Origin of the sequence: Chryseobacterium viscerum, from assembly GCF_002899945.2 — a bacterium.
In the GTDB taxonomy this organism is placed as follows: Bacteria; Bacteroidota; Bacteroidia; order Flavobacteriales; family Weeksellaceae; genus Chryseobacterium; species Chryseobacterium viscerum.
Genome location: NZ_PPEG02000008.1, coordinates 178,118 through 199,802, shown reverse-complemented (window position 1 = coordinate 199,802; position 21,685 = coordinate 178,118). Strand labels below are relative to the sequence as shown.

The following is a 21,685-nucleotide window of genomic DNA, read 5'->3' as shown; positions in this document are numbered from 1 at the left end:
AAACAATGGACAGTAATAAAAAGACACTTTTTGATAAAGTTTGGGACGCTCACGTAGTAGAAACTATTCCTGACGGACCCCAGATTATCTACATAGACAAACACCTTATCCATGAAGTAACGAGCCCTCAGGCTTTTGCGGAACTTGAGTCCAGAAACCTGGAAGTATTCAGGCCGGAACAGATTGTAGCAACAGCTGATCATAATGTTCCTACTTTGCATCAGGAGAAGCCTATCAGAGATGATCTTTCAAGAAATCAGGTAGAGCAGCTTACCGAAAACTGTAAGAAAAACAATATTGAACTCTTCGGATTGGGGCACCAATATCAGGGAATCGTGCATATCATTGCTCCGGAACTGGGAATTACCCAACCGGGAATGAGTATTGTTTGCGGTGACAGCCATACTTCTACCCATGGAGCATTCGGATCTATTGCTTTTGGGATTGGAACGAGCCAGGTAGCGCAGGTTTTTGCCAGCCAGTGTCTGCTTCTCAACAAGCCAAAATCAATGAGAATTACTGTGACGGGTACTTTGAATGAAAATGTTCAGTCTAAGGATGTTATTCTTTATATCATTTCAAAAATAGGAACAGATGGTGGAACAGGATATTTCTGTGAATATGCTGGAAATGTATTTGAAGAAATGTCGATGGAAGGAAGAATGACCGTATGCAACATGAGCATTGAAATGGGTGCCCGAGGCGGAATGATTGCTCCTGACGAAACGACTTTTGAATATGTAAAAGATAAAAAATTCGCTCCGCAAGGTGAAGAGTGGGAAGAGAAAGTAGAGTATTGGAGAACCCTGAAAACAGATGATGGGGCTATTTTCGATAAAGAGCTCAGCTTTGATGCTGCAGACATCTATCCGATGATTACCTATGGAACAAATCCGGGAATGGGGATTTCTATCCGTGAAGTAATTCCGGCTCCCCAGAGTGAATCTGAAGAGAAGGCATTACGGTATATGGGATTGGAAGCAGGTCAGACAGTTAACGGCATCAAGGTTAACTATGTTTTCATAGGAAGCTGTACCAATGCAAGAATAGAAGATTTCCGTTCAGCAGCTCAGTATATAAAAGGAAAAAGTAAGTCCGAAGCAGTGAAAGCTCTCATAGTGCCTGGATCTCAGCAGGTTGTTAAGCAGATTTATGAAGAAGGATTAGATAAGATATTCAATGAAGCAGGATTTCAGATCCGTCAGCCGGGATGTTCAGCGTGTCTGGCAATGAATGATGATAAGATTCCTGAAGGAGAATATTGTGTATCCACTTCCAACAGAAACTTTGAAGGCAGGCAGGGACAAGGAGCAAGAACCATTCTTGCCAGTCCGCTTACCGCAGCAAAAGCAGCGATAGAAGGTAAAATTTCCGCTTTTGAAAGTGTACACTAAAAAGGAATTTTAAAATATGTTTTAACCATAAAGTCACAAAAAATGATAACACTTAAGTAAGAAGAAGTTATCATTTACCTGCATAAAAAGTGAAGTCTTTTACCTCTTCTTAAGTGAACTGAAGGGTAAAAAAGAAAATTTTTGTGTTTTTGTGGTTCAAAGTCTAACAATATAGAATACATGCAAAAATTAGTTATTATAAAATCCACTGCAGTTCCATTGCCAGCAGAAAATATAGATACAGATCAGATTATTCCGGCAAGGTTTCTGAAAAGTATAGACAGAAAAGGGTTTGGTGAGAATCTGTTCAGAGACTGGAGGTTCAATATTCATACAGGTGAACCGAATCCTGACTTTGTTTTAAACAATCCAAAATTCAGTGGTGAGATTCTGGTGGCAGGAAATAATTTTGGCTGTGGAAGCAGTCGTGAACATGCTGCCTGGTCTTTAACGGATTATGGTTTTAAAGTAATTGTTTCCAGTTATTTTGCGGATATCTTCAAAGGAAATGCTCTCAATAACGGACTTCTTCCTGTAAAAGTTTCCGAAGAGTTTTTAAAAGAAATTTTAGAAGGCATCAATGAAAATCCAGACAATGAAATTGCGATTGATGTAGAGCTGCAGTCTATCAGCTTTAAAGATACTACTGAAACCTTTGAGATTGATTCTTATAAGAAAATATGCCTGCTAAACGGCTATGACGATATTGATTTTTTAATCAGCAGAAAACAGGCGATTACAAAGTTTGAACTAAAGACACAAAAAACAAATGAACGACAATTATTTTAAAATCGCGGTTCTTCCCGGAGATGGGATCGGCCCGGAAATCATCAGCGAAAGCATTAAAATATTAGATGTTATTGCTGAAGCTTTTCAATGTAAATTCCATTTTGATTATGGATTAATCGGTGCAGAAGCTATTTTCAAAACAGGAAATCCTTTACCGGATGAGACCCTGAAAATCTGTAAAGAATCTGATGCTGTTCTCTTTGGGGCCATCGGAGATCCGATTTTTGATAATAATCCGGATGCAAAAGTAAGACCTGAACAAGGGTTGCTAAAACTTCGCAAAGAGCTGGGATTGTTTGCCAATATCCGTCCTTTGAAAACGTATGGTTCTTTAATTGATAAGAGCCCGCTCAAAAGAGAGATTATTGAAGGTGCGGATATTCAGATCTTCAGAGAACTGGTAAGTGGAATCTATTTTGGTGAAAAATTTACAGATCCTGAAGGAGCGTATGCTTATGACGTATGTAAATACAGCCGTGAAGATATTATTCCAATTGCGCATATGGCATTTCAGGAAGCGCAGAAAAGAAATAAAAGACTTACACTTATTGATAAGGCTAATGTTCTGGATACTTCAAGATTATGGAGAAAAACATGTCAGGAAATTGCCACAGAATATCCCGATGTACAACTTGATTATATGTTTGTGGATAATGCCGCGATGCAGCTGATCCTTAATCCTAAACACTTCGATGTTATTTTGACTGAAAATATGTTTGGAGATATTATTTCAGATGAAGCGAGTGTGATTGGAGGTTCTATCGGGCTTCTGCCATCTGCTTCGGTGGGTGAGAAAAATGCTTTATTTGAGCCTATCCATGGGTCTTATCCTCAGGCTAAAGGAAAAGGAATTGCAAATCCTGTTGCCTCTATTTTAAGTGTAGCCATGATGCTGGATCATCTTAATTTACAGGCTGCAGCCAGCAAACTAAGGCAGTCCGTGGAGCATGCTATTGAAAATAAGTATGTTACTGTAGATCTGAATACGAAGCAGTATTACTCAACAAGTGAAGTGGGAAACTTTATTGCCGACCATATCAGATATTCCGAAAAGTCGTATTACAATTTTGAAAATATCAAGATCGGAAAATCAACCATTGTATAGAAACAAAAAGTTCATTTAGATAGTTAGAAAGAAAAGTTCCGCCTCATATGAAGCGGAACTTTTCGTTTTTTAATTATAAAGAAGCTTTGGCAACTCTTTTATCTTTTTGTATTATCCGTTTTTCCTGATTTGTTTTTTGAAGCTTTTTGAATGTCTTCCTTATCAATTTCAGGTGGATTGGTCTTTTTCGAGGCAGCAGGAATATCCTGGAAATCCTCATTCTGCTTTTTAGTTTCTGCGGTATTGGCAGATTCTTTTTTGTTGGTGTTTCCTTTTGTATTCATGACTTTAAATTTTTAATTTCAAAAATATTGATATTATCATTCAAAGCGCTTGCCAAAATGGGAAAAGCATACATCACCCTCCGCGTGTTACTGATTTCTGGGTTGGTGACTTTGGAACATCTTCTTTCTTATCAGAAGCATGTTTTTGTGGAGAGGTATTGTTAAGATCCTCATCCTGTTTAACCTCCAGTTTTACCGGATTTGTTTGTAGAAGATTTTGGAACTTTTTCTTTCTCTGTCTTTTTTGGAGATGGGTTGTTTTCCAAATCTTGATTCTGTAACGTCTCTTCTTTTTCTTTTTTGTCTTCTGTTGAATTCATGATATTAGTATTTAGTCTTAGAGACCTAAGATACCAATTTTTCCTGTCTTATCTTCAATAGTGTAATTCAAAGCTTTTGCCAGGACGAAAATGTTATTAAGATTTTCCATTAGCTGCTTATGGCCTTCACTTCTCAGCTGATTCTGGTCAATTGATTTTTCTGCGGTTTCTTTAGCTTTTTGAGTAACATTCTTAATGTCTTTTTCCTCAATTCGGTTAAAGAAAGAATCATCTAAAGACTGGATTTCAACGCTTGGTGTGATTCTGATATCTGCATCAGGAAGCTCTGTAATAACAAGTTTTTTATTGATGGAATCTACTTCGATCTTCATTTTGTTAAGATCATAAGAAACCTGCGCATTGGTCTTTGTATAGGTAATAATGCTGTTGCTTGATACCTCCTTGCCAAATACTTCAAATCCCATCTTCGTTTTCTGCATACTGGAGGTATTCTGTTCGATTACCACCATCTTATTCATCTTGGAAATCTGATTGGTCAGGATATAATAATCCGATTTCTCAGTTTTATTTCCCAGGTTTAGGCAGGATTTAAGACCGAAAAACAGCAGTATCACAACGCCGGCGCCGGTTGCAAAAGACAAAATTGTTTTATAATTTCTCAAAATCTATTTAAAAATTTCTTTGATAACAGATGAATCATTTTTTTTCAGAATCTGAACCAGATCTCTTTCAATATATCCTGTAGTAGGCATTTCTATAATTCTCCCAATTTCTTTTCCATATCTTTTCAGGATAATAGTAGGAACTTTCTGAAGATTATAAAGACTTTCATCCCCGGTAGGAGATTCCTTCTTACGGTTTACGGCAATAATGTTTAATTTATTTTCCGGATAATTTACCGCTTCCAATATTTTCATCAGTCTTGGAAAATCTCTGTGGCTGTCCTCACACCATGTTCCCATAAAAACAATGATGTCATAAGTGCCAATTTTCTCTTTTTTCAATTCACTGACTGCCTTTTGGTCAAGAACATACTCGTCATGTTCTTTTACATACCAATCTGCATAAGGAGCTTTTAAAAACTGCTCTTTCAATTGATTTCCTAAAAGCATTTTGCCATCTTTCTGGGTGTCAACCTCACGATTCATCACTACTTTTTGAGCGCTCAGCTGCTGAACGGCTAAAAATAAGCTTGAAAAGGCAACAATATTGGTAATAAATTTCTTCATATTTATTTTTCGATAATTGATTTTAAATCAGCAGGAGAGTAGTATTTGTTTTTCAATACTTTATGATCTGCCTGTCTGTAAACGTTAAATTTTTCTCCAGACTTTTCATAAAAAGATTCTACTTCCTTTTCTTTATAGAATTCAACAGTTTCCTTTGCCTGCTCTTCATTATCACATGCCTTCGACATATTAGAACGCTGAACTTCGTTGAATAACTCTACAAATTTGTTGCCAAGTCCGAATTCCAGTACAGCACCACTCAAAACGTATTGAAGATCACATAATGCATCCGCAATTTCTACAATATCATTATCTGCAATGGCCTGCTTCAGTTCGTTTAATTCTTCTTGTAAAAGTTCTACTCTCAGATTGCATCTTTCCGGAGAAGGAATTTGTGGGGTATCTAAAATAGGGGCTTTGAAAGTAGTATGGAATTCTGCTACTTGGTTCAAACTATCAATTTTATCCATGAATTTTTTTATTTCCCACAAAGATAGAAAAGGATTTGTAAAATGTGAAATGTACAGCGTAAAAAGAATAAGCTGTCAGGAATCTCAGTCTCTATCTGACGATTTAAAATTAAAAGGCATTCTAAACCATGATCTCACTGGTACTCCATTAGTTTTTGCAGGAACCCATTTTCCTTTTATTTTTTTGAGGGCAAATTTTATATCCTCAAGAAGAATTTTACTATTTTCTATTTTAGGTTCAATATCTACATTTGTGATGTCTCCATCTGTATCTACTGCAAAGGATATAATAAATGTTCCTTTGGGGTTGTAGGATTCCCAGTCCAGATAATTTATTAAGCTTTCACGGACGTCTTTTCGAAATGCTTTGATTCCGCCGGGAATGGCAGCAGACTCATATGATTTGGCAATATTATAATCAGATTTGTAATTTTCAAAGAAATCTTTCGGTTGAAATAGAAAATCAAAATAAGCAGAAACTGTCTTCCCGTCTTGTTCCGCAGGCTGCCAGTTTTTCAGGCTTCCTAAAGATTTGACCACAAGAGTAAAAGCACATTTGTTTTTTTCTATGACGCTTTCATCACTTTTTTTCTTTATCAAAGCAGGTTTGCCATTCTCATCAATCTTTAGGCTTATAAAATAGATTTCATTTTTATCACATGGTTTCGACCCGCTTTTCAGAAAATAGTCCTGCATGTCTGAGAATAATTGGATGGAACCTCCTTTGTAAGGAAACTGGCCATCAGGATATGTGGCGAGTGTTTTTTGTGAAAATGCTGATTCGGAGAGTAGAATAAGAAGGAATAAGATTGTTTTTTTCATTTTAGAAGTGTTTCCACGGTTAAGAGTACTTTGAATGAGTACGATTAGTTTGTTTGCTAAATTAAGAAAAAGTCCACAACTTTCAGGTTGTGGACTTTTCTGTATTCGGTATAAATGATTTCAATTATTCATACTTCCATAAGCCAGAGATACTTAGGGTCGATAACCCTGGTTGTTTTTCCCCATAGCTAAATACACCAATGTATTGCGAATGACAAGATGAACAATCGGTGCCAAAATATAACGTTGGCTGATCATTGACTGTCAATTCTCCGAAATACATCATTCTTTGAGAAGTTTCGCTGACCATTCCGTGTTTTAACAATTCACTTTTGGATAAAACTTGATCTTCGTTGTATAGCTGAAGTATTGCAAATCCTGATTCGTAGGGTTTTATTTCTACGGTATTTTTATGACCACAACTGCAGCAGGTGAAAGTGGTGGTTGCAGAGGGAAGGGCTTCATCATTCATGAAAGTGCTTTTTGCAATAGAAGCCTTTTTAATAATGCTTATTTTTTTTGATATTGAATACATTTGAATTTTTTATGGCTGAATAACTGTGCCTACTAAGTTAGGATATTTTCCGCTAGGACTTTTCTTAATGGTAATTTTTATATACCCTTCCTGTGCCAGTTTATTCCATGTTTTCTGATATCCTGTATTGATGTCGATTGGAATTTTCCACATCGTTTGTTTTCCTTTTCCTGCCTGATTAAACCAAGGAATAATATCTGCTGTCTGAGTTTTGAACTGCATGGAGTTGTTCACTACATCAATTTCATAATAAAAGTCGTATTTGTCTTCCGCTTGATTTAAAGCTCTTTGGGTAAAAGTATATACATATCCGTTGATAATAGGACTTGTAAAACTTCCTCCTAAAGTAGGAACACCCGTTCCATTGTAGCTCCCGACAGCACCACTATAACGGTCAAATTTTTGTCCAACTTGTAAAGACACTTCATCAACAATGTTATATCCGCCGTTTGCAGGAGGCCATCCGCCATTTAAATTATTGGCTTTAAATAGAGATTCCAGTTCGCTCCATTTACCTTGTTTGTAAAGGTCGTAAGCCTGATTTCTGATAGTTTGGCTTACGGAGTTATTGTTGTCGTAGGTTGCTGCCAGTTCATCAGCATTTTTGTAGAATACGGTGGTAACGTCCGGATTCGTTTCAACTTGATCATCCCTGTCCGAATTACAGGCAACCGAGAGCGAAGTAATCGCTAAAAAAAAGAGGTACTTAAATAAATGTTTCATATATAAAATTTTAAATTATTTTAAAATTAATAGGGTATTAAAGGAGTCTGCCTTTTTGAAACATCATTTTCTTTACAAAAATCTTAAGTGAAATAGTAGTATGAATAGTATTGCTATTTTTCAGCCTGTAAAAGAAAATTTCAGAACTGAAATTGGGTTGAATAATACACTTTTCTGACAATACATTGTTGAAATATCAATTCATCTCAGAATAGAGTCGAAAGAAGCAACTGCATCAGACGTCAAAATAGGGTCTGGAGCTCCCTTAAATACAATCTGGGTAAACGGCACAACAAAATATTGTTATGCGATAAATTTAAATCAAAAAACTTAAATATTGGTGATTTTATTTTAAATAAAATGTTTTTATGAAATTAATTACAATAATAAATACATTATGTATAATATTTTACACTACAAAAAAAATAAAACTGCCCCCTAAAGAGCAGTTTTTCACATCGTTTAATTTTAAGGTTTTTAGTTTTTAATAAACCTCTTGGATGATTCTCCAATTTGAAGCATATAAGCACCTTTGATAAGATTACTTACATTTACTGAGCCTCTCTGTAGTTTTCCTGAGTCAATTAGTTTTCCACCCATATCGAAAATCTTGTAGTCTTCCGAAGTTGTATTGGAAATATAAAGCACATCTCTAACTGGGTTTGGATAAAGCTTAATATCTGTGATCAGATCTTTTGTATTCTGAAGATCTCCTTTTCCTGAAGAAACGATATTAAGGGTATAGTCTTCAACCTGGCCATAAGTGAAAGCTTCACATGATGAAGTAGGTATTGAGCTGTACTTCATCATCACTCTCATTCTTGTAGATCCCACAGTAGCTGTAGCTGGAATGGTAATAGATCCTGTAACCGGGCTGGTTGTAGAACCTGCTTTTGTCCATGCTAATTCTCCGCTGTCTGTAAAGTCGCCATCACCGTTATAATCAATATAAACAGCATATGCTTCGCTATACTTTGTAGAAGTCCAAACCGGAGTGATAGAAATGGTGTAAGCACTTCCTCTTGTCACATTGGTAGAAACTGAAGTGAAGTTTTCATAACCTGCTGTTCCTGTAGAAGTGTTATTAATCGATCCGAATGTTACATTTCCGATTCTTTCATCAGCTGTATTGGATGCTGAAGAAGAGCAATATGAAACAGTTCCTCCTGAAAGAGTGGTAACGCTTACTGTATTGCTGGAAACGGAAGCATTTCCTGCTGCATCTTTTGCTTTAACAGAGAAAGAATACGTTGTTGCAGGAGTAAGTCCTGTTACGGTATACGTCGTAGAAGCTGAAGATCCGATTAATGAAGCACCCTGATAGATGTCATATCCTGTAACTCCTACATTGTCTGTAGCCCCTGACCATGAAAGGTTAGTGGTAGTAGCAGTTGTTCCTGAAGCAGCAAGGGTAGGAGCTGTAGGAGCAACGGTGTCAGGAGTTCCGGAACCTGCATTTACAGAGATGTTGGCATTATTTACATCAAAGAAAATGTGATTGGATCCTTTTACCATGATTCTTCCTGTCGTTGTAGTAGAATTTGGAATCGTAACAGCCTGCGAACCATCATTTGGAGTTCCTGCTAATAGAGTAGTCCAGTTGTTTCCGCTGTCTGTTGACCAAAGAATATCTACATTGGCTGTATTGACACTATTGGCTGTAGTTCCGGCTACATCCCATGTAATTGTTTGAGAGCTTCCTCCGGCATAAGTGGTTGCTGAGTTTTGTGAAGTTACCAGGAATGGTCCTGCCGTTGAATTCACAGTGATTACAGCATCATCAGAATTATTTCCAGAACCTCCCGCTTTGTTGTCACGAACGGTGAATCTGAAGTTCAATGATCTGGCCACTGAAGAAAGAGCTTCCACAGTAATTTCAGAACCCGCTGTAGTTGTTGCTCCCGTTAATACAGAAGCCATTCTTGGGAAATATCTTGCTGGAGATGTTGTTGGAACCCATGATCTGAAGTTAGGTCCTGAAGCTTTTGTTGCACTGGCGGCAGAACTTGCTCCTGTCTGAGAAGAAGAAGCATTGTCTATCTGTTCCCAGATGTAGGTTAAAGAATCTCCGTCAGCATCCGTTCCTGTACCTGTCAGTACGAATGGAGTTCCTTTTGGAATTGTATAGTCTAAGCCTGCGCTAGCTGTTGGAATAGAATTTCCTGTATTGGTATTGACAGAGCAGGTTTTAGCTTTAATGTTATTGGTGATCTGCTGAATGCTTATCGCATGGAAAAACGCATCAGAATGCGGTTGGATATCCTGGCTGGTAATTCCTGCATACCCCATGATTGTTGATCCTGATCCCGGTTCCATATTAACACCTGTTCCTTCATTATTCATAGAGAAGGTATGGTTTCCGCCGAACTGGTGTCCCATTTCGTGAGCCACGTAGTCGATGTCAAAATTATCTCCTGAAGGAATAGCATCTGCTGGAGAAGTGTATCCGCTTCCTTTGGAACCGTTTGTACAGATACAGCCGATGCAGCCTGCATTTCCTCCACCTCCTGAAGCTCCGAACAAGTGTCCGATGTCGTAATTGGCTTCACCAATTACAGAAGTCAGAGTGCTTTGTAATTGAGAATTCCAGCTGCTCATTCCTGAAGCTGCGGAATACGGATCTGTAGAAGCGTTGGTATAGATTACAGCGTCATTGTTGGCGATCAGAACCATTCTTGCGGCAAAATCTTTTTCAAAAACACCGTTTACACGAGTCATTGTAGTATTCATTGCGGCCAGAGCCTGAGCTTTTGTGCCTCCAAAATAAGAGGTGTATTCTCCTGTACAGGATAGAGCCAGCCTGAATGTTCTCAGTTTGGCATCGTCTGCATTAGGTCTTGCAGCAAGAGCAGAGTTGGAAACTCCTTTCTGTGCGGCATCTACTACGGTACATTCAAACTTGTTAAGATCATCTTTTTTGTCAGATTTTCTGTACACTACATAAGTGGAAAGATCTTTAGTGTAAGGTTCGATGAATACGGCAGATTTATCACCATAAATTTCCATTGAGGACAGTCCGAGTGGAGAAACACTGAAATAGACTGTAGAGTTAGGATCATCCAGACCTTCTCCTACGTAGGATTTGATATCCGGATATTTTGCTGCCAGCTCGGGGGCAAAATTGGAATTCTCCCTCACTTTAAAATTTTCCATTCTGCCTTCAGAATTGGGAAAAGAGATGATGAGTTCTGATTTTTCGCCTGCTGCAAGTCTTTTGGGAGCCTTTGCCAGAACATTTTTCAATCCGTTGATGTTCAGGTTGTACACCTTTGGATTGCTGATGCTGGATTTGTTTTCAAAAATCTCTGATGAAGCCTTTCTGGAGCCTTCAGACCAAAGACGGTCAGTCTGTGCGAAAGAAATACCCGAAATAAGGAGCATTCCAATCAGCGTTAATTGTTTTTTCATATTAAATATTAAATTTGATTGTGGAATATCAAAGCTAACAAAAAATATGTTATTGAAAACTAAATTTTTTAAGAATATTTTAGACTTTTCATCTAATTTATTATGCGATGCATTGAGTATAATTGAGAAAGCCTCTCTCTAAAAGAAAAATGACATACACCGCAGCATATGTCATTCTTAATTTGTTCAATATAATATTTTCAATTACATTTTATCATCAGCAGTGGGGCCATAAAGCCCGGGAACTTTATTTCCGGTTGATCTTAAATAAACAACCAGTTCTCCTCTGTGATGGTACAAATGATTATAAAGAAAGCCTCTTATCACCTGAATCTTTGGAGACGGAGGGAAAAGTACATTTCCGTTCATTTCCATTTTCCACTCATTGAAATAAGTGTTTTCGTCAGAGTTTTCAAGAACTTTCTGTGCATTGGCAACATTTTCTTCAAATTTTGCTAAGATATTTTCAGCTTTTGAAATATCTCCTTTGTCATACTTATACGCACCCATATCAAAAGTATCCTGATTGAAAGTGGATTCGTACCAATTGTATACTTCAGCAATATGAGAAGCGAGCTGACCGGTTGTCCAGTTTTTTTCAGACGGTTTCCAGTCTAGTGCGCTGTCAGGGATTGCCTGTAAAATTTTTCTGGTGTTTTCAGCTTCGTGCAGAAATTCACCTAAAAGTGCCTGTTTAATCATTTGTATTTGTTTTAAAAGTTAAGATTATCTTGTGATATCTCTTCCAATTACCAGTCTCTGGATTTCAGAAGTACCTTCACCAATGGTGCAAAGTTTAGAATCTCTGTAGAACTTTTCAACAGGGAAGTCTTTTGTGTAACCGTATCCTCCAAAAATCTGAACAGCATTGTTGGAAATTCTCACACAAGCTTCAGAAGCATATAGTTTTGCCATAGCTCCTTCTTTTGTCATTTTTTGTTTAGCATTTTTCAGTGTAGAAGCTCTTTGGATAAGAAGTTCCGCAGCATCAATTTCTGTTGCCATATCTGCCAGCATAAAGTTGATAGCCTGGAAATCTGAAATTGGCTTTCCAAACTGATGTCTTTCTTTTGCATATTTCAAAGCAGCTTTATAAGCACCTCTTGCAGTACCTAAACTTAGTGCAGCGATAGAAATTCTACCACCATCCAACACTTTCATTGCCTGCTTGAAACCTTCTCCTACTTCTCCTAAACGGTGGGAATCTGGTACGCGTACACTATCGAAAATCAGTTCTGCTGTTTCGGAAGCACGCATTCCTAATTTATTTTCTTTTTTTCCGGAAGTAAAGCCAGGCATTCCTTTTTCTAAAACAAAAGCAGTAGAGTTGTTCTTAGCTCCTATTTCTCCTGTTCTTGTCATTACTACGGCAATATCTCCTGAAATAGCGTGAGTAATAAAGTTTTTAGCTCCACTGATGATCCACTCATCACCATCCTTTACAGCTGTAGTAGACATTCCTCCTGAGTCTGAACCTGTGTTGTGCTCTGTAAGTCCCCAAGCTCCGATTACTTTTCCAGAAGCTAGCTGAGGAAGCCATTTGTGTCTCTGCTCTTCATTTCCAAATTCATAGATATGGTTGGTGCAAAGTGAGTTGTGTGCTGCTACAGAAAGACCAATAGATGGGTCAACCTGAGAAATTTCGTCCAGAATAGTAACATATTCATGATATCCTAAGCCGGAACCTCCATATTGTTCAGGAACTACAATCCCCATGAAACCCATTTCACCTAATTGGTGGAACAGATCTTTAGGAAATGTTTGGCTTTCATCCCATTCCATAATGTTCGGTCTGATATTCTTTTCCGCAAATTCTCTAGCCGTCTCCGCTATCATTTTGATGTTGTCAATAGTCTCTGTATTCATATGATAATAATAGTTAGTTCCCAAAGATAACCAAATTGGCGGAATGCTAAAAAAAATTATTTCATTCATAATATTTAGAGGGCAATTCTATTAATTTTCAATTTTTTATATTTTAAAAATTAATACTTTCGTAATAAAATATTCTGCATTTTGCGTTTTTTATTTCACTATTTTAGTCCCCCAATTTTTAAGGCATGAAAAAAATTCTACTTCCTATCATTTTAATTTCCTCTTATTTTTCTGCGCAGGCTCCTGCCGGATATTATAACGGAACAGCCGGATTGACGGGGTATGCCCTGAAATCTAAACTTCACGATATTATTTCGGAAAAAATGGTCAATTGGCATTATGACGATCTTAAAACGTATTATGGCCAGACTGATCTTGACAAATATTATGATCATGATGCTTCCAATACTCAGTATCTGCTGGATATCTATTCTGAAATCCCTTCTGGGCCGGATGCTTATGAGTATACATTAGATCAGTTAATAAGTACTGCAGGTGCAGAAGGACTAGGGTATAACAGAGAGCATATGATGCCACAAAGTACGTTCAGTACAAGTTCATCAATCAGTGATTATCCAATGTATTCTGATCTGAATTTTATTATTCCGGCTGATGCAAGGATTAACCAGTTAAGGAATAACTATCCTTATGGAATAGGAAACAGTACGAATCATTATATTTTCAGCAATACTTCGAGGATGTCTAATGCGGCCATTCCCAATTACCCTTATACCGGAAGAGTTTACGAACCTATTAATGAATTTAAAGGTGATATTGCAAGGACTTTATTATACTTTGCAGTGAGATATGAAGGGAAATTAGGTTCGTTTAATACGGCTTATAGCACATCTGCAAACATAACACCTGCTACAGACCAATGTCCGCTTGACGGAACAGAAGAAAGAGCTGTTGATCTTCCTTATATTGCTATGCTCAAGCAATGGAGCAGTGCAGACCCTGTTTCGCAAAGAGAAATTGATAGGAACAATGCTATCTATACCATACAAAAAAACAGAAACCCATTTATTGATCATCCTGAATGGATTAATATAATTTGGTCTGAAACGCCGGACAGTGTTGCTCCGGCAGCTCCAGGATCACTGGTTTCAACACAGCAGAATGCTTATTTTGTGAATTTGAACTGGACTGCTTCTCCCGATACCGACGTGCTGGGATACAGAGTGTATATGAATGGTTCGGCAACGCCTGTTACAGTTACAAAAGGAACTTCCGTAAGTATTGATCACCTGAGCCCGTCAACAACTTACACTTTTACTGTAAAAGCTTTTGATAAAGGATACCTGGAATCTCCGTTCAGTAATACGGTTACAGCTTCTACGATTGCTTCGGATTCTTATGCTCCGGATCTTATGATTACAAAGTATATATCAGGAACCAATAACAGCAACAATACCATTAAGAATAACGCGCTGGAAATCGTTAATAAGACGGGGCATGAAGTTAATCTGAATAATTACAGGATTAATATTCAGTTTAAAAATAACAGCTCAGGAGCCATCTATAGTGGAGATACGTATGAACTGGAAGGGAAGGTCGGGAATAATGAAACTTTTGTTATTTTGAATCCAAAAGCTACTTTGTCGTGTTATACCAATGATCAGGCAAAGTTTGTGACAGCTTCTGATCCTTTGACATTTACCGGAGGCAACTACGTAGAGCTTGCTTATAATAAGACGGTTACGGTAGATGCTATTGGGGTAAAATATACAACGAACAATAACGGCAATGTATCTTTGTATAGAAAAAGTACAATCAATAAGCCTGCGGATACCTTTAATATCAGCGAGTGGGATTCTTATCCTTCTAATTATTGTCAAAATCTGGGGGGTACTCTGTCTACTTCAGAATTGATTGCATCTCATGATGAATTTACCATCTATCCAAACCCGGTTTATGATAACCTTTATGTAAAAGGAGAAACGGAAAAAATAAAAACAGCCCAAATTATAGATCTTTCCGGAAAAGTGATTTATACAGAGAAAGATCCGTTCAGAAATAAGAAAAACATTTCTGTGCAAGGAATTCCGACGGGAATCTATTTCTTAAAGCTTGATGAGAATGCCCATCAGTTTATCAAAAAATAAAAGACTCTCAGTATTTAAATAATAATCATTTTTGTGATAAGCCAAACCTCACAGGTTTTTAAAACCTGTGAGGTTTATTTTTATATGGTGTAGAAATATTTAAGAGGTTGCTTCGCTTTGCTCGCAATGACTGTCCTAGCCCTGATAGAAGCGGTTACCCCGGAGTACGGCGGTAAGGTTGGAGGATTAAGGGGTTGGGATAGCCCGGAGCGAGGAGTATGAGCGGATAGCAGGAATAGCTTCTCACTAAAAAAATGAAAAAAAGTAGAGTTAAAGGAAATGTAATTTTAAAAATTTTCTCCGTTTTTTGTTTTTATATAATTTTGCAATTTTATATAAAGTCTTAAAAACCTTATGTTTACTACATGATCGATATAAGCAGATTCACTAATAATCAATATCTATAAGTGTTTCTGCTTATATTTTTTATATATAAGTAATTATGCTTATATTTGCAGTATGATAGCGGTCATTACCGGTGATATTATAAATTCACAGCATGCGGATACTGAAGTTTGGATTACCAGACTAAAACATCTTCTCGAAAAATGGGGGAGCGCTCCTCTCACATGGGAAATCTACAGAGGAGATGAGTTTCAGTTCAAATGCAATATTGATGACGTTTTCTGGCGTTTTCTAGCCGTAAAATCTCTTATTAAAAGTCAGGAAAATTTAGATGTAAGAATGGCCATAGGTATTGGTGAGGAAAGTTTTTCTTCTGAGAAGATCACTGAATCCAATGGTACCGCCTATGTCAATTCCGGCAGGCTTTTGAATGACCTTAAAAGTGACGGTCACACCGTGGCTATCAAAACATCCAGTGACCCGGTTGACAGAGATCTTAATATCCTGTTGAAATGGTCGTCCAAAGATTTTGATAACTGGACGATGGCTACATCAGAGATTATTCATGAAATGATCATGAACCAGGATATTACGCAGGAAGATCTTGCCAAGAGATTTGCTATTTCACAGTCTTCTGTAAGCCAGAGACTGAAGCGAGCCAACTATGAGCTCATCGTGGAAACCAACCAGTATTTCAGAAAGAAAATCTCAGAACTATAGGCATGATCTTTATCAAACTCATATTGGCACATCTACTCGGAGATTTTATACTTCAGCCAAATTCATGGGTTGCAGATAAGGAAAACTATAAACTAAAAAGTAAGTTTTTATACTTTCATATTCTGATTCACACTGCTTTAAGCCTTATTTTCCTTTGGGATCTGCAGCTTTGGTGGGTGGCAGTTTTGGTGGGGATTACTCATTTTATGATAGATGCCGCAAAGCTTAGCTTTCAGAATGTAAAAACTAAAAAAACATGGTTTTTCATTGATCAGGTGCTGCATGTTCTGGTCATTGCAGGAGTTTCTTTTTATTTTCAGGAATTCAGCTTCAGCTTTTTACAAAATCAGGAATTTTTAAAGCTTATCATGGCCGCATTGTTTCTGACAACACCTGCTTCTATTTTTATCAAAATATTATTGTCATCCTGGACCCCTGCTCCGGATGGCCCCAACACTATTCAAACCGAATCTTTATCAAGTGCCGGAAAATATATCGGAATTTTAGAACGCCTGCTGGTTTTCACTTTTATCATGGTGAATCACTGGGAAGGCGTGGGTTTCATGGTAGCTGCCAAATCTGTTTTCAGGTTCAGCGACCTTGCACAGGCAAAACAGAGGAAACTTACAGAATATGTATTAATTGGTACACTGCTGAGTTTTGGACTGGCTGTCTTAACAGGAATAATAATAAAATAAATCAATAAATCTAACTACAATTTAGAAAGTAAAATTATGAGTCAAAAGAAAGAAATGTTGTACGAGGGGAAAGCAAAACAGGTATTTGCTACCGATAATCCTGATGAAGTAGTAGTACGTTTCAAAGACGATGCTACAGCATTTAATGCTCAAAAGAAAGGTCAGGTTGATCTGAAAGGGGAAATGAACAATGCTATTACAACCCTTATTTTTGAATATTTAAATGAAAAAGGGATCAAAACTCATTTCATCAAACAATTGGACGAAAGAGAGCAGTTGGTAAGAAAAGTATCTATCATTCCTTTGGAAATGGTAGTAAGAAATTACTCTGCAGGAAGTATGGCACAAAGATTAGGAGTGGAAGAAGGAATAAAATCTCCGGTAACGATCTTCGATATCTGCTATAAAAAAGACGAATTGGGAGATCCGCTTATCAACGATCACCATGCTGTTTTCTTAGGTGCTGCTACGTATGAAGAGCTTGACGAAATGTATGAGTTAACTTCAGACATCAACGAGATCCTTATCGACCTGTTTGACAAAATCAATATCATCCTGGTAGATTTCAAAATCGAACTTGGTAAAACTTCAGACGGAGAAATCATCTTAGCTGACGAAATTTCTCCTGATACATGCAGACTATGGGATAAAGATACCATGAAAAAATTAGATAAAGACAGATTCAGAAGAGACTTAGGAGAAGTTACTGAAGCTTATGTTGAGATCTATAACCGATTGAAGAACTTACTTGCAAAATAATTTTAGAAATTAGAAGTTAGATATTAGAAATTAGTATGAAATCGCACCGGATAGAAGATTTGAAAGTCTGGAACAAATCAATGGCTTTAGTTAAAGAGGTTTATGTGATCTCAGCTGAATTGCCAGTGGAAGAAAAATTCGGACTACAATCTCAAATCAGAAGATGTGCTGTTTCAATACCGTCTAATATTGCAGAAGGAGCCGGAAGAAATAATAAAAATGAATTTTACCAGTTTCTCGGAATTGCGTTTGGTTCTACCTATGAACTACAAACACAGCTTCAGTTATTGATTGATTTGAATTTTATTTCTGAAACAAAAATAGCTCCCTTAAAAGAACTTTTAGCTGAAATTCAGAAAATGATCTATTCATTAAAAGCAAGTTTAAAATTATAATTGAAGTTAACTTAGACTAATTTCTAACATCTAATATCTAACTTCTAATCATTAGAAAAAATAGAAATGAAAAGTTTAGACATTCATAAAAGTGAATATTTAAAACAGTTTGAAACCCAGACTTACGGGAGAAATCTTTTCAGAACTCAGGAAGAGGAAAGATTGGATGCTCCTAATGAAGAATGTGGGATCTTCGGATTGTATTCGGATAATGATCTGGATACTTTCTCTCTTTCACAGTTCGGGCTTTTTGCATTACAGCACAGAGGTCAGGAGGCTTGTGGTATTTCCGTGTTAAAAGATGGAAGAATTACCAACATGAAAGACGAGGGACTGGTTTTAGATGTTTATAAAGACATTCAGGAACCTGAAACTTTTATGGGAAATTCTGCAATTGGGCATACCCGTTATACCACTGCAGGAGATAAAAAGAAATATAACTTCCAGCCATTTTTCGCGAAAAACGAATATGACCAGATTATACTTTCTATAGCGCACAATGGTAACCTTACCAACGCGAGAGAACTAAAAACAGAATTAGAAGCTGAAGGCGTTGTTTTCAGAGCTACATCCGATTCTGAAGTGATCCTGAGACTGATCCAGAAAAACCTTGATTTAGGTCTTCGTGGAGCGATTAAAGCAACGATGGAAAAGATCGAAGGAGCTTATTCTGTAGTTGGGATGACAAGAAACAAATTCTTTGCATTCAGAGACTTCAACGGAATTCGTCCATTGGTGTTAGGAGCTATCGACGAAAGGTCTTACGTAGTTGCTTCAGAGTCTGTTGCACTAGATGCAGTAGGAGCTCAGTATGTACGTGATATCCTTCCGGGAGAGATCATTTATACCAATGAAAACGAACCTGGAAAACTTCACTCTTACATGATGGATGAGGCGAAAGGAAAGCAGAGAATATGTTCTTTTGAATACATTTATTTTGCAAGACCTGACTCTACCTTAGAAAACATCAATGTATATGAGATCAGAGAAAAATCAGGGGAGAAGATCTGGGAGCAGGCTCCTGTAGATGCCGATTTGGTTATTGGAGTTCCGGATTCCGGAGTTCCGGCTGCAATTGGCTTCTCTAAAGCTTCAGGAATACCTTTCCGTCCTGTTTTGATCAAAAACAGATATATCGGAAGAAGTTTCATTGTTCCTACACAGGAGATGAGAGAAAGGGTAGTGAACCTTAAACTGAACCCAATCATCTCCGAAATGAAGGATAAGAGAGTAGTGATCATTGATGACTCTATTGTTCGTGGGACAACATCAAAGAGACTGGTTAAAATTTTAAAAGATGCAGGCGTAAAAGAGATCCACTTCAGAAGTGTTTCTCCACCTATTATTGCTCCATGTTATCTGGGAATTGATACTCCGTCTAAAGATGATTTGATCTCTGCGAATATGACTACAGAGGAACTTAAAAACTATCTGGGAGTAGATTCTTTAGAGTTTTTAAGTATTGATAACCTGAAAACTATTTTAGGATCTGCCAATCACTGTTTCGGATGCTTTACTGAAGAATATCCGGTAGAAAAAGGAGAGGAGGTAGAATTATTCAATTAATATCTTTATTGAAATATAAAAACAAAAAGAGCTAGGGCTGTCCCTGGCTCTTTTATTTTATAAATGTAGCAAAAGCTTAATATTCCTGTATTATACAGTACACAACGAAGTTTTAATTTTGTCAGATTAAAACTTCAGGATATGAAAAACGTATTTTTGACGGGTATTTTTCTGGTATGTGCCCAACTTTATTCTTCACAGTCTTTCGACAAACAGGCACATCGCGGTGGAAAATCTCTTTACCCCGAAAATACAATCCCGGCCATGAAGAACGCTCTGAAAATGAACATCACAACGCTGGAAATGGATCTGGCCATCACCAAAGATAAAGAGGTAATTCTTTCTCATGATTCCTTCCTTTCTCCTGAATTGGTCACAAAGCCGGATGGAACCTATATTCCAAAAGACTCAGGTTTTTATTATAAAATCTATGAGATGCCCTATGCAAAGATTAAAACTTTTGATGTAGGATTAAAGAAATTGAATAATTATCCTGATCAAAAGAAAATGAAGGCTCAAAAACCCCTCTTTTCAGACGTCATAGATGCGTGCGAGTCGTATGCCCGTGAACTGAAAAGACCACTACCTTTTTATAATATAGAAACTAAAACCCGACCGTTCTCAGATCATATATTTCATCCCGAACCGAAAGAATTTGTTGATCTGATGATGAAGATTATCGTAGAGAAAAAAATCCAGGATAGGGTCATTATTCAGTCTTTTGATCCAAGAACACTGGAAATCCTTCATAAGCAATATCCTAAAATCATGACCGCTTTGCTGGTAGAGAAAGTGGATGATAAAAAACTGGCGCAGCAGCAGGCTTATTTTAAAAATATTCCTGTAGAAAAATTCAAGATGTATCCTGACCATCTGAATGGAGTATCCGGAGATATGAAATTCCTGAGTTTTACCCCGACTATTTACAGTCCTGATCATACTCTTATTACTCCCCAATTAATACAGGAATGCCATGCATTAGGGATGAAAGTGATTCCCTGGACCGTCAACTCAAAAGAGAGATTACAGGAATTAAAAGAGATGGGAATTGACGGTGTAATCAGTGATGATCCGAGAATATTTGAGTAAACATATTTACATAGCTGTACTTACAATAATAAATAGCCGGAAGAAATTCTTCCGGCTATTTTATGCGTACAGATGGCTGTACTTGGGGTTAAAAAATTGGTTCTATAATTAAAATTTATAGTTCAAACCTAACTGAAATACTCTGTTGTTATTTTCAGCTGCAGGTCTGCTCTTATCGATCTTTGTCAAGCTGTTTACATATCTTGCACTGATCCCGATATTGGAAGTGATATCATACCCTAAACCAAGACCTAAACCAAAGTTGAATTGGTTGATCATGTCTTTGTCGATATCTGCAGAGTGAGAACTTGAAGTGGTTGTAGTAACCCCACCAGTAGTACTTGCTACTGTAGTTTCACCTTTGTTTTTTCCATTAATGAAATAACTGAATTCAGGTCCTGCTTCAATATAAAACTTATCAGTAGGTCTCATTTGAACCATTAATGGAACTGAAATATAGTTCATGTTTACTCTACTTTGTGCTTTAGTTTTTACATTCGTCGCTCCGTTATCAGTTTCTGTAGAATAAAGTACATCTTTTGCTCCCATTTGGTTATACAATACCTCTGGTTGGAAGCTAAATTGTTTTGAGATTGGAATATTAACAAATACACCTGCGTGGAAACCTAATTGTTGAGTATTGATTCCAAACTTCTGTTGGCTGAAGTATGCTGAGTTTCCCCCTGCTTTAATCCCGAATCTAATAGGTTGAACATCTTTTTTTAGCGGTGATGCATTTACTGTTTTCGTTTCTGTCTTTGTTTCTGTCTCCTGAGCAAAAGCTAGCGTACCAGCAGTTAATGCTAATCCTAAAAATAACTTCTTCATAATTTTATTTTATAATTTTACTATTTGTGTGTCGTATGATTTATCATTAGACTCCTATTATTTTGCAAATTGCTTGCCAAAGTTGGAAAATGCTTATTGATAAGGCTTTTCAGGCGGTTTCCAGAATGCGTTTTCTGTAATCATTTATCACTTTTCGATGAATAAATAGGTTGCCAAACGTGATATTTTATGAAAAATGCTCAATGGTAAAAAAGCTTGATTGTGGATAATTGAAATCATGAAAATTTAAAAATCAGAAACGGTT

22 protein-coding genes are annotated in these 21,685 nt (G+C 37.1%); 10 read left to right on the top strand and 12 right to left on the bottom strand.

All coding sequences use genetic code 11. The features are described from left to right. Window positions 1–5: 5 nt before the first annotated feature. The 3 genes from leuC (at window position 6) to leuB (ending at window position 3,288) form a co-directional block, all read left to right on the top strand. On the top strand, window positions 6–1,394 hold the full coding sequence (gene leuC, locus C1634_RS19020) for a 3-isopropylmalate dehydratase large subunit (protein WP_109738953.1): 1,389 nt from the start codon (window positions 6–8) through the stop codon (window positions 1,392–1,394). 180 nt (window positions 1,395–1,574) lie between these two features. Further along, window positions 1,575–2,183, top strand: coding sequence for a 3-isopropylmalate dehydratase small subunit (leuD, locus tag C1634_RS19015; RefSeq protein ID WP_103235438.1), 609 nt, complete (start codon window positions 1,575–1,577; stop codon window positions 2,181–2,183). Next, entirely contained in the window at window positions 2,164–3,288 is a 1,125-nt protein-coding gene (leuB, locus tag C1634_RS19010; protein ID WP_109738952.1) for a 3-isopropylmalate dehydrogenase, read from the top strand. The genes leuD and leuB overlap by 20 nt, the downstream gene beginning before the upstream one ends. Window positions 3,289–3,386: 98 nt before the next feature. On the opposite strand, the gene C1634_RS19005 is transcribed toward leuB, so the two are convergent. From C1634_RS19005 to C1634_RS18960, 11 genes are all read right to left on the bottom strand, one after another. Further along, window positions 3,387–3,572 (bottom strand): hypothetical protein, encoded by a 186-nt coding sequence (locus C1634_RS19005; protein ID WP_103234663.1) that lies wholly within the window; start codon window positions 3,570–3,572, stop codon window positions 3,387–3,389. 179 nt (window positions 3,573–3,751) lie between these two features. Beyond that, window positions 3,752–3,892 (bottom strand): hypothetical protein, encoded by a 141-nt coding sequence (locus tag C1634_RS26130; protein ID WP_165835361.1) that lies wholly within the window; start codon window positions 3,890–3,892, stop codon window positions 3,752–3,754. 17 nt (window positions 3,893–3,909) lie between these two features. Further along, complete coding sequence (locus C1634_RS19000) at window positions 3,910–4,515, bottom strand: DUF4230 domain-containing protein (protein ID WP_103234664.1); 606 nt, start codon at window positions 4,513–4,515, stop codon at window positions 3,910–3,912. Window positions 4,516–4,518: 3 nt separating this feature from the next. Next, window positions 4,519–5,082, bottom strand: coding sequence for a TlpA family protein disulfide reductase (locus tag C1634_RS18995; protein ID WP_103234665.1), 564 nt, complete (start codon window positions 5,080–5,082; stop codon window positions 4,519–4,521). A gap of 2 nt (window positions 5,083–5,084) precedes the next feature. Further along, a complete protein-coding gene (locus tag C1634_RS18990) occupies window positions 5,085–5,552 on the bottom strand; it encodes a pyrophosphohydrolase domain-containing protein (protein ID WP_109738951.1) in 468 nt (155 codons plus the stop codon). 84 nt (window positions 5,553–5,636) lie between these two features. Next, window positions 5,637–6,374: an energy transducer TonB gene (locus tag C1634_RS18985; protein WP_103234667.1), complete on the bottom strand. Its 738-nt coding sequence runs from the start codon at window positions 6,372–6,374 to the stop codon at window positions 5,637–5,639. 124 nt (window positions 6,375–6,498) lie between these two features. After that, window positions 6,499–6,909 carry a hypothetical protein gene (locus C1634_RS18980; protein ID WP_103234668.1) on the bottom strand — a complete coding sequence of 137 codons (411 nt, stop codon included), beginning with the start codon at window positions 6,907–6,909 and terminating at the stop codon, window positions 6,499–6,501. A gap of 9 nt (window positions 6,910–6,918) precedes the next feature. Next, the gene (locus C1634_RS18975) at window positions 6,919–7,632 is read right to left on the bottom strand and encodes a glycohydrolase toxin TNT-related protein (protein ID WP_103234669.1); all 714 of its coding nucleotides are present in this window, start codon (window positions 7,630–7,632) and stop codon (window positions 6,919–6,921) included. A 477-nt stretch (window positions 7,633–8,109) separates the two neighbouring features. Beyond that, a complete protein-coding gene (locus C1634_RS18970; RefSeq protein WP_109738950.1) occupies window positions 8,110–11,040 on the bottom strand; it encodes a reprolysin-like metallopeptidase in 2,931 nt (976 codons plus the stop codon). Between the two features lie 204 nt (window positions 11,041–11,244). Further along, entirely contained in the window at window positions 11,245–11,742 is a 498-nt protein-coding gene (locus C1634_RS18965; RefSeq protein WP_109738949.1) for a DinB family protein, read from the bottom strand. 24 nt (window positions 11,743–11,766) lie between these two features. Next, window positions 11,767–12,906, bottom strand: a complete 1,140-nt coding sequence (locus C1634_RS18960; protein ID WP_103233787.1) for an acyl-CoA dehydrogenase family protein — start codon at window positions 12,904–12,906, stop codon at window positions 11,767–11,769. A 194-nt stretch (window positions 12,907–13,100) separates the two neighbouring features. Between C1634_RS18960 and C1634_RS18955 the strand changes: the two genes are divergently transcribed. From C1634_RS18955 to C1634_RS18925, 7 genes are all read left to right on the top strand, one after another. Further along, window positions 13,101–15,020, top strand: coding sequence for an endonuclease (locus C1634_RS18955; RefSeq protein WP_109738948.1), 1,920 nt, complete (start codon window positions 13,101–13,103; stop codon window positions 15,018–15,020). A 459-nt stretch (window positions 15,021–15,479) separates the two neighbouring features. Then, window positions 15,480–16,085: a SatD family protein gene (locus C1634_RS18950; RefSeq protein WP_109738947.1), complete on the top strand. Its 606-nt coding sequence runs from the start codon at window positions 15,480–15,482 to the stop codon at window positions 16,083–16,085. A gap of 2 nt (window positions 16,086–16,087) precedes the next feature. Then, on the top strand, window positions 16,088–16,783 hold the full coding sequence (locus tag C1634_RS18945; RefSeq protein ID WP_103233786.1) for a DUF3307 domain-containing protein: 696 nt from the start codon (window positions 16,088–16,090) through the stop codon (window positions 16,781–16,783). 36 nt (window positions 16,784–16,819) lie between these two features. Beyond that, window positions 16,820–17,542 carry a phosphoribosylaminoimidazolesuccinocarboxamide synthase gene (gene purC, locus C1634_RS18940; RefSeq protein ID WP_065397805.1) on the top strand — a complete coding sequence of 241 codons (723 nt, stop codon included), beginning with the start codon at window positions 16,820–16,822 and terminating at the stop codon, window positions 17,540–17,542. A 35-nt stretch (window positions 17,543–17,577) separates the two neighbouring features. Beyond that, window positions 17,578–17,937 carry a four helix bundle protein gene (locus tag C1634_RS18935; RefSeq protein WP_109738946.1) on the top strand — a complete coding sequence of 120 codons (360 nt, stop codon included), beginning with the start codon at window positions 17,578–17,580 and terminating at the stop codon, window positions 17,935–17,937. A 66-nt stretch (window positions 17,938–18,003) separates the two neighbouring features. Continuing rightward, a complete protein-coding gene (gene purF / locus C1634_RS18930; RefSeq protein ID WP_103233784.1) occupies window positions 18,004–19,503 on the top strand; it encodes an amidophosphoribosyltransferase in 1,500 nt (499 codons plus the stop codon). Between the two features lie 141 nt (window positions 19,504–19,644). After that, window positions 19,645–20,592, top strand: coding sequence for a glycerophosphodiester phosphodiesterase family protein (locus C1634_RS18925; RefSeq protein ID WP_103233783.1), 948 nt, complete (start codon window positions 19,645–19,647; stop codon window positions 20,590–20,592). 108 nt (window positions 20,593–20,700) lie between these two features. Here the strand turns inward: C1634_RS18925 and C1634_RS18920 are convergent, their stop codons facing one another. Beyond that, a complete protein-coding gene (locus tag C1634_RS18920; RefSeq protein ID WP_103233782.1) occupies window positions 20,701–21,420 on the bottom strand; it encodes a porin family protein in 720 nt (239 codons plus the stop codon). Window positions 21,421–21,685: the final 265 nt, after the last annotated feature.